The 13,937-nt window shown below is 68.0% G+C and carries 10 protein-coding genes and 1 rRNA gene; 9 read left to right on the forward strand and 2 right to left on the reverse strand.

The features are described 5' to 3' along the window. The first annotated feature begins 1 nt into the window (after position 1). A 5S ribosomal RNA gene (rrf, locus tag F1599_RS02090) occupies positions 2-115 on the forward strand. Between the two features lie 297 nt (positions 116-412). After that, positions 413-1,363 (forward strand): DUF3047 domain-containing protein, encoded by a 951-nt coding sequence (locus tag F1599_RS02095; protein ID WP_223819429.1) that lies wholly within the window; start codon positions 413-415, stop codon positions 1,361-1,363. 70 nt (positions 1,364-1,433) lie between these two features. On the opposite strand, the gene F1599_RS02100 is transcribed toward F1599_RS02095, so the two are convergent. After that, on the reverse strand, positions 1,434-2,477 hold the full coding sequence (locus F1599_RS02100) for a DUF2891 domain-containing protein (RefSeq protein WP_150082085.1): 1,044 nt from the start codon (positions 2,475-2,477) through the stop codon (positions 1,434-1,436). Between the two features lie 101 nt (positions 2,478-2,578). Continuing rightward, positions 2,579-3,772, reverse strand: coding sequence for a M20 aminoacylase family protein (locus F1599_RS02105; RefSeq protein ID WP_150082087.1), 1,194 nt, complete (start codon positions 3,770-3,772; stop codon positions 2,579-2,581). Positions 3,773-4,263: 491 nt separating this feature from the next. Between F1599_RS02105 and F1599_RS02110 the strand changes: the two genes are divergently transcribed. The 7 genes from F1599_RS02110 to F1599_RS02140 all read left to right on the forward strand — a co-directional run bounded on the left by F1599_RS02110 (position 4,264) and on the right by F1599_RS02140 (position 13,782). Continuing rightward, positions 4,264-5,853, forward strand: a complete 1,590-nt coding sequence (locus F1599_RS02110; protein ID WP_150082089.1) for an ABC transporter substrate-binding protein — start codon at positions 4,264-4,266, stop codon at positions 5,851-5,853. A 265-nt stretch (positions 5,854-6,118) separates the two neighbouring features. Continuing rightward, positions 6,119-7,096 carry an ABC transporter permease gene (locus F1599_RS02115; protein ID WP_149316552.1) on the forward strand — a complete coding sequence of 326 codons (978 nt, stop codon included), beginning with the start codon at positions 6,119-6,121 and terminating at the stop codon, positions 7,094-7,096. Between the two features lie 4 nt (positions 7,097-7,100). Then, positions 7,101-8,093 carry an ABC transporter permease gene (locus F1599_RS02120; RefSeq protein WP_223819430.1) on the forward strand — a complete coding sequence of 331 codons (993 nt, stop codon included), beginning with the start codon at positions 7,101-7,103 and terminating at the stop codon, positions 8,091-8,093. Positions 8,094-8,120: 27 nt separating this feature from the next. After that, positions 8,121-9,122: an ABC transporter ATP-binding protein gene (locus F1599_RS02125; protein ID WP_150082090.1), complete on the forward strand. Its 1,002-nt coding sequence runs from the start codon at positions 8,121-8,123 to the stop codon at positions 9,120-9,122. Between the two features lie 5 nt (positions 9,123-9,127). Further along, positions 9,128-10,189 (forward strand): ABC transporter ATP-binding protein, encoded by a 1,062-nt coding sequence (locus F1599_RS02130; protein WP_149317069.1) that lies wholly within the window; start codon positions 9,128-9,130, stop codon positions 10,187-10,189. 222 nt (positions 10,190-10,411) lie between these two features. Then, positions 10,412-12,511 (forward strand): molybdopterin-containing oxidoreductase family protein, encoded by a 2,100-nt coding sequence (locus F1599_RS02135; RefSeq protein ID WP_150082092.1) that lies wholly within the window; start codon positions 10,412-10,414, stop codon positions 12,509-12,511. Next, the gene (locus tag F1599_RS02140) at positions 12,511-13,782 is read left to right on the forward strand and encodes an aminopeptidase (protein ID WP_150082094.1); all 1,272 of its coding nucleotides are present in this window, start codon (positions 12,511-12,513) and stop codon (positions 13,780-13,782) included. Before F1599_RS02135 ends, F1599_RS02140 begins: the two co-directional genes overlap by 1 nt. Positions 13,783-13,937: the final 155 nt, after the last annotated feature.

Raw genomic sequence — 13,937 nt, forward strand, 5'->3', positions numbered from 1 at the left:
GCCTGGTGACCATAGCAAGTCGGAACCACCCCTTCCCATCCCGAACAGGACCGTGAAACGACTTCGCGCCGATGATAGTGCGGACTACCCGTGTGAAAGTAGGTCATCGCCAGGCTCTCCATCCCCAAGACACCCCAGATCTCCCAAGGTCTGGGGTGTTTTGCTTTGCGGCGGCGGAAAGCCCCCAAAAACGAAAACGGCACCGGAAACCGCGCCGCGCAGACGGAATACAACAGATCGCCCTCGTGCGTGAAGTCACCGGTTCTCCCTCCGCATCGGCTCTGTTATGGTGTCGCTCGGCGCCGGCGCTTGCCCCACTTGTGAGCATCGCGGTGCCATCGTCACGCAATCAAGCCACGGCCCAACCAGGGGCGGGCAATCGGGAAGTCCGGGGGAAGGTATGGCCGCAAACATGGCCGGATTCATCGGCATGGGCCTGCGCAGGCCCCTGTTTGCAGGCGTTTTCCTGACGGCTGCGGCGACATTGGCCGGATGCGCGACATCCCCATCGTCGTCTCCCGACGCCGAGGCATCCGCATCGAAGGCTCCCAAGGTGGCCAGGATCTCGCCGATGGATTGCCGCAAGTTCCACCAGCGGCTGGCTGCCTCGACTGCCAAATCGCTGCGGAACGAGACATCGCAGCGCTCCGACTACCCGGCCCAGCTCCAGAAAGTTGGCGACCAAAGCGGGCAAGAAGCCGCCGAGCCGATGCCGTTGCAGCAACTTCCGCTATTTTCGACATTTGGCCCAGAGCAGGCATTGCCGGCGGGCTGGCACAGCTGGACCGTCAACCGCAGCAAGACCCCCACGCAATACGCACTGACCGAAGTCGACCAGCGCGTCGTGCTGCATGCCCGCGCGGATGGTTCCGCTTCGGGCCTCTATGTTCCTCTGAAGCCGCGGGAGCCAGGCAAGCTGCGCTGGGCCTGGAAGACGCGCGACGTCATCGCCGACGGCGACAACGCCAGCGGACCCCGCGAGGATGCACCGCTACGGGTGTTCGTTGCCTTCGACGGGGACAAGAGCACGCTGTCGCTGAAAGATCATCTGATGGACGAAATGGCGCGGCTGATGACCGGCCGCGAGATGCCCTACGCAACCCTGATGTACATCTGGGGCGCCAAACGTCCGGAAGGGACGGTCATACCGAACCCGCACACCGAGCGGGTCCGCATGATCGTGGTGGATTCAGGCACTCGGCACGCCAGGCAATGGCGTTGCCACGAGCGCGATCTGCGGGCGGACTATCGCGCCGCCTTCGGCAAGGAGCCGGGCCGGCTGCTGGCCGTCGGCATCATGACCGACACCGACAACACCAGGAGCCAGGCGGAAGCCTGGTATGGCGACATCGCGCTGGACTAGCGTGCGCGAGTCCAGCGCGGCGGAGGCCCGCAGCGGCGGGAGCCCTGCAGCGCGAGGGTCCGTGGCGAAATCAGGGGACCACGGGATCGGTCAATGCCAGCGCCGCGAACGACGCCAGCCAGTGCGTCCCGACATAGTCCCCGCTGACCGCCTGCGCCAGCGACGCGTCCAGATGATCGACCCACGCACCCGCCGCCTTCGCCCGCAACGGTTCCGGCAGCGACGGTCCGAGCAGGCGCCAGCACCAGGCGCGCGACAGGTTCAGCCCGTCCAGATGCACGAGCTTCGGATCGGTGCGATCGCCAACCACCACCGGGGTCAGCCACGTCGCCAGGTCGGTCGGCGCAGGTGCAAACATCTCCCACCATTCCGCGAACGCGCAGTCGTCCAGCACGCTGCGCATCAGCACCGCCTCCATCAGGCCGCCTGACAGGAACTCGTCGCCGCCGGGCTCGTAGCGAGCCGGGTAGCGCTGATCGTGGCCAAACCAGCGATGCGCCCGTCGCGCGATCGCGCGGCGCAGCGCCGGATGGCTGTCCGCGCGGGCATAGCCGTCGGCCAGCACCAGCGCGAAGGCGCTGTTGGCATGCGTGCCGGTGCGGATCGGAAAATCGGCGATATCGAGATAGTCGCTCAGCCGTCCGGCGAGATACGTCGCCAGCGGTTCGCAGGCGCGCGCCCAGCGCTGTACCTGTTCGTCGTCGTCCGGAAACTGGCGCAGTTCCGCCTGCAGGCGCAGGATCCAGGCCCAGCCATAGGGACGCTCGAACGTGCCCGAGCCTGGCCGCTGGAAATACGCCAGCTCGGCTTGGACCGCTTCGGGCCGCCACTGGATGTCGAGCGTCGCGCGGATCGCGCCCGCTTCGGGCAGGTCGGGCCGGTGCGCCAGCAGCCGGACCAGCAGCCAGTGCATATGCACGCTCGAGTGCCAGTCGTAGCTGCCGAAATAGACGGGATGCAACGCGCGCGGCTCGGCCAGGTCGCCGGCGCACATCATCATGTGGTCGATCCGGTAGGGGAAGGGCCGCAGGATGTTCTCGAGCGCGACCTGCGCGAAGGCGCTGGCAGTGGCGATATCCAGCGCCGGCAGCGCCGGCCGGGCCGTGGCGGCCATACCGCCAGCATCCGTCCCGCCCGCGCCGCTCATGCGATCCGCCCCATCCGCCCCATCAGCGCTATCCGAACGATTCACGCCGCTCAAACCATTCACACCATTCACGCCGGCGCCAGCCATTTCTCGACCAGCTTGACGAAGAAGGTCGAGCCGACCGGCAGGATCTCGTCGTTGAAGTCGTAGCTGGGGTTGTGCAGCATGCAGGGCCCGATGCCGTGGCCGGCCTCGCGGTGCCCGCCTTCGCCGTTGCCGATGAACAGATAGCAGCCCGGCCGCTCGAGCAGCATGAAGGAAAAGTCCTCGGCGCCCATGGTCGGTTCGATATTCGGATCGACGTTGTCGACGCCGACCAGCTCGCGCGCGACCTCGACCGCGAAGGCCGCTTCGGCGGCGCTGTTGACGGTCGGCGGATAGTTGCGGTCGAAGCTGAATTCGATGGTGCAGTCGAAGGCCGTGGCGACCGCGCGCGCCACCTCTTCCATGCGGCGTTCGATCAGGTCGAGCACCGGCAGCGTGAAGGTGCGCACGGTGCCGCCGATCCACGCCTCGTTGGGCACGATATTGGTCGCGTCGCCGGCGTGGAACTGCGTGACCGAGATCACCGCCGCATCGATCGGCCGCTTGTTGCGGGTGATGATGCCCTGCAGCGCGCCGACGATCTGCGCCGCGGTGAAGACCGGATCGTTGCCGTTATGCGGCATCGCCGCATGCGCGCCCTTGCCGCGCACGACGATGCGGAACTCGTTGCTCGACGCCATCAGCGGTCCGGGGCAGGTGCCGAACGAACCGGCCGGCATGCCGGGCCAGTTGTGCATGCCGAACACGGCGTCGCACGGGAAACGCTCGAACAGCCCGTCGCGGATCATCTCGCGCGCGCCGCCGCCGCCTTCCTCGGCCGGCTGGAAGATCAGGTGGACGGTGCCGTCGAAGTTGCGGTGCCGTGCCAGGTAACGGGCCGCGCCGAGCAGCATCGCGGTATGGCCGTCGTGGCCGCACGCGTGCATCTTGCCGTCGTGCTGCGAGCGGTGGCCGAAGGTATTGGCCTCCTGCAGCGGCAGCGCGTCCATGTCGGCGCGCAGGCCGATGCTGCGCGTGCTGCTGCCGTTGCGGATCACGCCGACGAGGCCCGTCTTGCCCAGGCCGCGGTGCACCTCGATGCCCCAGTCGGCGAGCGTGCGCGCGACCACGTCGGCAGTGCGCTGCTCCTCGAATCGCAGTTCCGGATGAGCGTGGATGTCGCGGCGGATCGAACGGATCTCGTCTTGCGCCTGGAGGATTTCGGGGATCAGTGTCATGGCCGTGGCAAGAGCGGTAAGCGGTGATAAACCAGAGGGTTGAAAACCAGGGCGGAAAAACCCCGGCTGGCAAAACCGGATTGGGGAAAACAGCAGGGGTGAAATATCCGGATCATACGACGCCGGGCCCGAATGCGCCAAAACCATCACGGCGCGAGGTTTCCCCGATAACCTGCCCAATGGCACCCGACATGCCGCCCAACGCGCCGCCCGGCATACGGCCCCGACATGCGGCCCCAGCATGCCGCCCGACATGCCGCCCAATATACCGTCGAATATGCCGCCGTCATTCGGCGCGGTATCCCCCGGAGGTGGGTTTCCCCGCATTGCAGCCGGTGCTTCTCTACTGGAACAGTTAATGCTTGCCGTACCGCGTCCGCGAGCCGGGCCCCGCTTGTATCACGACGCCTGCACCAATTTGCGGCGTCGCAGCTTGCGACGGTCACAGGCCGCTCGTTATAGTTGCCCCCACTTTTCGGGAGAATCGCTCGATGCCGCTTCGCCACCACCAGAAGGCATTTGCAACCGCCCTGCTCGCCGCAGCCATCAGCTTCGGCGCCGGCGGTCAGGCACTGGCAGCCGATTTCAAGCTGGCCATGAGCTCGCCGCCGACCTCGATGGACCCGCACTTCTACAACCTGTTCTCGAACATCAACGTGTCGGAGCATATCTTCGACAGCCTGATCAAGATGGACGCGGACAGCCGCATCATTCCGGGCCTGGCCGAGTCGTGGAAGCTGGTCAACGAGACCACGTGGGAGTTCAAGATCCGCAAGGGCGTCAAGTTCCATGACGGCTCGCCGCTGACCGCCGAGGACATCCTGTGGTCGCTGGACCGGCCGGCGACAATCCAGAACAGCCCCGGCAAGTTCGACGTCTACACCAAGGCCATCGTCGCCAAGAAGATCGTCGATCCGAACACGATCCAGCTGATCACCGCGCAGCCCTATCCGCTGGTGCTGAACGATCTGACTTCGATCTTCATCGTGCAGAAGAAGGCCACGCAGGGCCTGAACTCCGACGATTTCGCCCAGGGCAAGGGCATGGTCGGCACCGGTCCGTTCAAGTTCGTCAGCTACGCGCGCGACGACCGGGTCGAACTGACGCGCAACCCCGACTACTGGGGGCCGAAGCCCGCCTGGGACAAGGTGACGCTGCGCTTCATCCCGAACCCCGCCACGCGCCTGGCCGCGCTGCTGTCGGGCGACGTGCAGGCGATCGAGAACGTGCCGACGCCGGACCTGCCGCAAGTGCGCAAGAATCCGAAGCTGTCGTTCTTCTCGAAGATCTCGCACCGGGTCATCTATCTGTATTTCGATGCCAAGCGCGACAAGTCGCCGTACGTCACCACCAAGGACGGCCAGCCGATGGACAAGAACCCGCTGAAGGACGCGCGCGTGCGCAATGCCATCAGCATGGCCATCAACCGCCAGGGCATCAAGGACCGGCTGATGGAGGGCCTGTCCGAGCCGACCAACAACCTGGTGCCGCCGACGCTGTTCGGCCACAACCCGAACCTGAAGACGGTCAAGTACGACCCCGAGGGCGCCAAGAAGCTGCTGGCCGAGGCCGGCTATCCGAACGGCTTCGGCGTGACGCTGCATACGCCGAACAACCGCTACGTCAACGACGAGAAGATCGCGCAGACCGTCGCGCAGAACCTGACGCGGATCGGTATCGCCACGCGGGTCGAAGGCATGCCGATGGCGACGTACTCGTCCAAGGGCATCAAGCACGAATGGTCGTTCGGCCTGCTCGGCTGGGGCGCGCAGACGGGCGAGGTCAGCTCGCCGCTGCGCGCGCTACTGGCGTGCGAGGATGCCAAGAAGGGCTTCGGCACCACCAACTGGGGCGAGTACTGCAATCCGAAGATGGATGCGGTACTGGAGAAGGCGCTGTCGACCGTCGACGACGCCCAGCGCTCGAAGCTGCTGCAGGAGGCGACCGCGATCGCGATCAACGACGGCGGCATCATTCCGATCCATCAGCAGGTGACCACCTGGGCCACGCAGAAGGGCATCACCTACGTGCCGCGGACCGACGAACGGACCTACGCGCACAACTTCAAGCCGCAGCAGTAACCGCTGGCGGCAGGCTGTTCACTTGACAGCCCCGGCGCGCGCGGTGCCCAATGGCGCCGCGCGCCCAACCGGCCCGCGCCGCGCAGCCGGCCCCGCCGCCCGCGGGTCCGGCGATGCGCCGATCGCCACGAAAACGGCCGCCCGGCGATGATCGGGCGGCGATAGCCGTCAGCCGATGCCGCGTCCCGCCGCATGCCTTCGCGCGACCCCTCGCGCGGGCCATGGCGGTACGCAGCGCCGGCGGCGAAGGAAAAGCGTCCCGACTATGCTGGTCTTTATCATCCGGCGCCTGATGCAGAGCGTGGTCGTGCTCTTCGTCATGTCGCTGCTGGTCTTTCTCGGTGTGTTCGCCATCGGCAATCCGGTGGACATCCTGATCAATCCGCAGGCCGATCAGGAAGACATCAAGCGCACCATCGCCGCGCTCGGCCTCGACAAGCCCCTGTGGGAGCAGTACTGGATCTTCCTGACCAATGCGCTGCAGGGCAATCTGGGCATCTCTTTCGCGCACGGCACGCCGGCGCTGAAGCTGATCTTCGAGCGGATGCCGGCGACCATGGAGCTGGCGATCTGCGCGATCCTGCTGGCGATCGTGCTCGGCATCCCGCTGGGCCTGTGGGCGGGCCTGCGGCCCAACGGCATCGCCGGCAAGTCGATCATGACGGTGTCGATCCTGGGCTTCTCGCTGCCGACCTTCTGGGTCGGCCTGATGCTGATCATGGTGTTCGCGGTGCAGCTCGGCTGGCTACCGTCGAACGGGCGCGGACAGACCGTCTCGGTGCTCGGCATCCCGGTCAGCTTCCTGACCGTCGACGGCATCCGCCATCTGGTGCTGCCGGCCGTCACGCTGTCACTGCTCAATATCGCGATGGTGATCCGGCTGACGCGCGCCGGCACCCAGGAGGCGATGCTGCAGGACTACGTCAAGTTCGCGCGCGCCAAGGGCCTGTCGAACACGCGCATCGTCGGCGTGCATGTGCTCAAGAACATCCTGATCCCGATCGTCACCGTGATCGCGCTGCAGTTCGGCTCGATCATCGCCTTCGCCATCGTCACCGAGACGATCTTCGCCTGGCCCGGCATGGGCAAGCTGATCATCGATTCGATTCAGCTGCTGGACCGGCCGGTGATCGTCGCCTACCTGATGGTGATCGTGACGCTGTTCATCCTGATCAACCTGGCGGTCGACATCATCTACAGCGTGCTCGACCCGCGCGTGCGCATCGCCGACAACAAGGGCTGATCCCATGACCATCGCTACGCAACCGGGCACGCCGGACGGACTGCCGGCTCCCACCACCGATATTCCCGCCGGCCCGCCGGGCACCCCGACCGGCACGCCGACGCCGTCCGCCGCGGCGGCCGTCGACACGCCATGGCGCCGCTTCGCCCGGCAGTTCTTCTCGAGCAAGATCGCGGTGGCGGGCCTGGCCGTGCTGATCGCGATCGTGCTGATCGCGATCTTCGCGCCGTGGCTGGCGCCGCAGGATCCCTACGACCTCGCCACGCTGGACGTGCTCGATGCGCGCCTGGCCCCGGGCGAGGTGGCCGGCAACGGCATGACCTTCCTGCTGGGCTCGGACGAGCAGGGCCGCGACATCCTGTCGGCGGTGATGTACGGCCTGCGCATCAGCATCGGCGTCGGCGTGGTCAGCACGGTGATCGCGCTGGTGCTGGGCGCCACGCTGGGGCTGATCGCCGGCTTCGTCGGCGGACGCGTCGAGGCGTTGATCATGCGCGTCGCCGATCTGCAGCTGTCGTTCCCGCCGATCCTGCTGGCGCTGATCCTGCTGGCCTTCCTGCGGCCGGGCATCGGCAACATCGTGATCGCGCTGGTGGCGGTGCAGTGGGCCTACTACGCGCGCACCACGCGCAGCGCGGCGCTGGTCGAGCGACGCAAGGAATATATCGAGGCGGCCACGTGCCTGGGCCTGCCGGCGCGGCGCATCATGTTCCGCCACCTGCTGCCCAACTGCCTGCCGCCGCTGATCGTGATCGCCGCGCTGCAGGTGGCCTCGGCGATCACGCTGGAGGCCACGCTGTCCTTCCTCGGCCTGGGCGTGCCGATCACCGAGCCGTCGCTCGGTTCGCTGATCTCGAACGGCCAGCAGTACATGCTGTCCGGCAAGTACTGGATCAGCTTCTTCCCCGGCATTGCGCTGGTGATCACCATCGTCGCGATGAACCTGGTCGCCGACCAGCTGCGCGACGTCCTGAACCCGCGCCTGCAGACGCTTTAAGAGACGACGCCACAAGGGGAATACCGGATGAGCGGCAAACCAACACTGCTGGTCGAGGACCTGGAGACGCATTTCTTCACGCGCGGCGGCGTCGCGCGCGCGGTCGATCGCGTGTCCTTCTCGATCGGCCGCGGCGAGATCATGGGCCTGGTCGGCGAGTCCGGCTCGGGCAAGTCGATGACCGGCTATTCGATCATGGGACTGATCGATCCGCCGGGGCAGGTGGTCGGCGGGCGCATCGAGCTGACCAGCCGCGACGGCGTCACGCGCGACCTGCGCAGGCTGACGCCGGCGCAGATGCGCAACGTGCGGGGCAACCGCATCGCGATGATCTTCCAGGATCCGATGATGACGCTGAACCCGGTGCTGCGCATCGATACGCAGATGATCGAGGCGGTGCTGGCGCACGAGAAGGTGGACAAGGCCGTGGCGCGCGAGCGCGCGCGCAATGCGCTGGCGCGGGTCGGCATTCCGTCGCCGGACGAGCGGCTGCAGGCCTATCCGCACCAGTTCTCCGGCGGCATGCGCCAGCGCGTGGCGATCGCCATCGCGCTGCTGAACAAGCCGGACCTGATCATCGCCGACGAGCCGACCACCGCGCTCGACGTGACGATCCAGGGCCAGATCCTCTACGAGATGCAGAAGCTGTGCCGCGAGTCGGGCACCGCGCTGATCTGGATCACGCACGACCTGTCGGTGATCGCGGGCCTGGCCGACAGCGTCTGCGTGATGTACGCCGGCAGGATCGTCGAGGCCGGCGATGTGCGGCAGGTGCTCGAGCGTCCCGAACATCCCTACACGCACGGGCTGATCGGCTCGGCGCCGTCGCGCAATCCGCGCGGCACGCCGCTGCGGCAGATCCCCGGCATGACGCCGTCGCTGCTGAACCTGCCCGGCGGCTGCGCCTTCCGCGAGCGCTGCCCGCGCGCCACCGAGATCTGCCGCACCGAGCCGCCGCTGAGCAGCACGCCCGACGGACGGCGCCTGCGCTGCTTCCATCCGGTGCTCGAAACCCAGGAGGCCGCATGAACGGCATGACCGATATGTCCGTGATCGACGCGCCCGCCGCCGGGGCATCGACGACCCCGGCCGCGGCAAGCGAGACGCCGCTGCTGGAGCTGCGCGGCGTCTCCAAGCGCTTCGTCAAGTCGCTCGACGCCGCCGCCCGCATCGCCAATCTGTTCGGCGCGCATGCGAAGGAAGAAGTGGTGCACGCGGTCGACCATGTCGACCTGGCCATCCGCGCCGGCGAGGTGGTCGGCCTGGTCGGCGAATCGGGCTGCGGCAAGTCGACGCTGGGCCGGATGGCGGTCGGCCTGCATACGCTGACCGAAGGCACGCGGCTGTGGAAGGGCGTGGACCTGGAGCAGCTGCCGGCCGAGAAGAAGCGCGAGAAGCAGCTGGCGATCCAGATGATCTTTCAGGACCCGTATGCCTCGCTGAACCCGCGGCTGCGCGTGCTGGATATTGTCGGCGAGGCGCCGGTGGTGCACGGCATCGTGCCGGCCTCGGGCCAGAAGGCCTATGTCGAGGAGATGCTGACCCGGGTCGGCATGGACCCGACCGTGCTGCGGCGCTTTCCGCACCAGTTCTCCGGCGGCCAGCGCGCGCGCATCGGCATCGCGCGGGCGCTGGCGGTCAGGCCGGAATTCCTGGTCTGCGACGAGTCGGTAGCGGCGCTCGACGTGTCGATCCAGGCCCAGGTGCTGAACCTGTTCATGCGGCTGCGCGAGGAGCTGAACCTCACCTATCTGTTCATCAGCCACGATCTCGGCGTGGTCAAGCACATCAGCGACCGCGTGGTGATCATGTACCTGGGCCGTGTGGTCGAATCGGCGCCGACCGAGCAGGTGTTCGCCGCCCCGAACCATCCGTACACGCAGGCGCTGCTGGCCGAGGCGCCCAAGCTGGAGGTCGGCAAGAAGACCTATGTGGCGATCCAGGGCGAGATTCCGTCGCCGCTGCATCCGCCTTCGGGCTGCCACTTCCATCCGCGCTGCCCGTACGCGATGCCGCGTTGCCGCGAGGAGGCGCCCGCGCTGAAGGAGATCGCACCGCTGCGGATGTCGGCCTGCCATCTGAACGACCAGCGCTGAGCGGCTCGCCGTACGGCCATCGGGGCACCGTCAGGCGGCCTCCCGTGGGCCATCGGTGAGGCGCCGGCGGGGCCTCGGTGGGCCGGTCGGCGGCGCCTCGGTGGGCCGGTCGGCGGCGCGGTGGATGGGTCGTCGGCCTGGCCGTCGGCGGGCGCCGGGCCCCGCCCGCCCTGGCGCGATCGAATACAATCGGGCACAAAGGAAAACGCCCCCGGAGAACCCATGTCCACCCGCATCGTCCGCGCCGCCTGCCCGCACGATTGTCCAGACAGCTGCGCGCTGCTCGTCACCGTCGAGGACGGCCGCGCCGTCAAGGTGGCGGGCGATCCGGACCACCCGGGCACGCAGGGCGTGCTGTGCACCAAGGTGTCGCGTTATACCGAGCGCACCTACCATCCCGATCGCCTGCTGAGCCCGATGAAGCGGGTCGGCCCCAAGGGCAGCGGGCAATTCGCGCCGATCGGCTGGGACGAGGCGCTCGACATCGTCGCCGAACGGCTCGGCGCGATCGCCGCGCGCGATCCGCAGGCCATCGTGCCCTACAGCTATGCCGGCACGATGGGGCTGGTGCAGGGCGAAAGCATGGCCGCGCGCTTCTTCCACAAGCTCGGCGCCTCGCTGCTCGACCGCACCATCTGCGCGAGCGCCGGCGCCACCGCGCTGCGCTACACCTATGGCGCCAGCGTCGGCATGGATATCGAACATGTCGAGGACGCCAAGCTGATCGTGATCTGGGGCGGCAATCCGATCGCCTCGAACCTGCACTTCTGGACGCGCGTGCAGCAGGCCAAGCGCCGCGGCGCGACGCTGGTGGCGATCGATCCGTACCGCTCGCTGACGGCGGAGAAGTGCCATCGGCATATCGCGCCGATGCCGGGTACCGACGGCGCGCTGGCGCTGGCGATCATGCATGTGCTGATCCGCGACGACCTGCTCGACCACGACTACATCGCGCGGCATACGGTCGGCTTCGACGCGCTGCGCGACCGCGCGGCGCAGTTCTCGCCGGCGCGCGCCGCGCAGATCTGCGGCATCGATGCCGAGGAGATCGAATGGCTGGCGGGCCTGTACGGCAAGCTGGCCGTGCGCGAACGGCAACCCGTGGCGATCCGCCTGAACTACGGCATGCAGCGGGCGCACGGCGGCGGCCAGGCGGTGCGCGCGGTGGCCTGCCTGCCGTCGCTGGTGGGCGCGTGGCGCCACGCCGCCGGCGGGCTGCAGCTGTCGACCTCGGGCTTCTTCCCGATCGACAACGCCGCGCTGCAGCGCCCGGACCTGCTGCCGAGCTGGCCCAGGCTGCCGCGCACGATCAATATGTCGACGATCGGCGATGCGCTGCTCGGCGAAGGGCTGCCGGCCGGCACGCCGCCGATCGAGGCGATCGTCGTCTACAACAGCAACCCGGTCGCGGTCGCGCCGCACTCGGGCAAGGTGGCGGCGGGCTTCGCGCGCGAGGACCTGTTCACCGTGGTGCTCGAGCACTTCCGCACCGATACCGCGGATTACGCCGACATCATCCTGCCGGCCACCACCCAGCTCGAGCACGTCGACATCCACAAGGCCTACGGCCACACTTATTTCCTCGCCAACAACCAGGCCATCGCGCCGCTTGGCGAGGCGCTGCCCAATACCGAGATCTTCCGGCGGCTGGCGCGGCGCATGGGCTTTACCGAGCCGTGCTTTGCCGACAGCGACGAGGACATCGCCGCGCAGGCCATCGTGCGCGGCGATCCGCGCGCGGCGGGCATCGACTGGCAGACGCTGAAGGAAAGCGGCTGGCAGAAGCTGAAGCTGCCGGCGGCACCGTTTGCCGAGGGCGGTTTCCCGAGCCCCACCGGCAAGTGCCAGTTCTACGCGGCCGAGATGGTCAAGGACGGCCTCGATCCCTTGCCCGGCTACGTGCCGCCGTACGAGGCGCCGGCCAGCGCGCCGGAGCTGGCGGCGCGCTATCCGCTGGCGATGATCTCGCCGCCGGCGCGCAATTTCCTCAACAGCACCTTCGTCAACGTCGACAGCCTGCGCGCCACCGAGGGCGAGCCGCATCTGGACATCCATCCGGACGACGCCGCCGCGCGCGGCATCGTCGACGGCATGATGGTGCGCGCCTTCAACGACCGCGGCAGCATGCAGGCGCGCGCCCGTGTCACCGACCGCGCGCGCCAGGGGCTGGTGGTCGGGCTGTCGATCTGGTGGAAGAAGCTGGCCCCGGACGGCAAGAACGCCAACGAGCTGACCAGCCAGCGCCTGACCGACATGGGCCGCGCGCCGGTCTTCTACGACTGCCTGGTGCAGGTGGAGGCCGCCGCGCAGGCGGTGACGTGATGGCACGGCGGCCGGCTCGCGTCCGCGTGGCGGCCGCGCTGGCCGCCATCGCGTTTGGCGCGCTGCTGGCCGGCTGCGAGGCCGTCGGCTACTACGCGCAGTCGATCAGCGGCCATCTGGGCGTGATGGCCCAGGCCACGCCGCTGTCCGACGCGATCGCCTACGCCAACGGCAGCAACGACAAGCGGCTGGCCGAGCGGCTCGCGCTGGCCGGGCGCATGCGCGATTTCGCCTCGCGCGAACTGGCGCTGCCGGACAACGGCAGCTACCGCCATTACGCCAATCTGCATCGACCCTACGTGGTGTGGAGCGTGTTCGCCACGCCCGAGCTGTCGATGGAGCTGCACAAGTGGTGCTTCCTGGTGGTCGGCTGCATCAACTACCGCGGCTACTACGCGATCGAGGACGCGCACCGCTATGCCGCCGCGCTGCGCAGCCAGGGGCTGGAGACCTATGTGGCCGGCGTGCCCGCCTATTCGACGCTGGGCTATTTCGACGATCCGCTGCTGAACACCTTCGTCTATCTGCCCGAGGGCGAACTGGCGCGGATGATCTTCCACGAGCTGGCGCACCAGGTGGTCTACGTGCGCAACGACACCACCTTCAACGAGTCGTTCGCCTCCGCGGTGGAGATCGCCGGCGTCGAGCGCTGGCTGGCGCGCGAGGCATCGGCCGACGCGCGTGCCAGCTACCGGCAGTACGACGCGCGCCGGCAGCAGTTCCGCGCGATGCTGCTGCAGGCGCGCGCGGAGCTCGACGCGCTGTACCGCCGGCCGATCGACGACAACGCCAAGCGCGCCGGCAAGGCGGCGATCTTCGCCGCGCTGCGCCAGCGCTATGCGGCGCTGAAGGAGTCGTGGGGCGGCTACAGCGGCTACGACCGCTGGTTCTCGCAGCCGCTGACCAATGCCCATCTGGCCGCGGTGGCCACCTATCAGCAATGGGTGCCGGCGTTCCTGGCGCTGCTCGATCAATGCGGCGGCGACTGGAAGGCCTTCTATGCCGAGGCCGAGCGCATCGGCAAGCTCAAGCCCGAGCAGCGCAAGGCGCGGCTGCGGGCGCTGGCGCCGAACGAGGCGGGGACCGGCGCGGCGGCCATGAACGCGGCCGCCGGCGGTACTGCGGTGGGCAACGCTCCGGTCGGCAACGCTGCGGCGGCTCATGCTGCGGCGGCTCATGATGCGGCGGACCATGCTGCGGTGGACAACGCCGCGGCACCCCACAGTGCGGCCGGCAAGGGCGCAACCATCGCCGCGCCCGGCGGGTCCTAGGGTATTCCCGCGCCTGCGTGCGCACCGACTCCGCCATCGAGCGCCTTTACACTGGCAGCGGTTCAGAGGACTTCATCTAACGTGTGGTCCTGGTGTTGTCTTAAGGGGGCCCGCCGTTTAGCATCGCCGTTTAGCGTCGCAAAAATCGAACGATC

The sequence above is a fragment of the Cupriavidus cauae genome, from assembly GCF_008632125.1.
In the GTDB taxonomy this organism is placed as follows: Bacteria; Pseudomonadota; Gammaproteobacteria; order Burkholderiales; family Burkholderiaceae; genus Cupriavidus; species Cupriavidus cauae.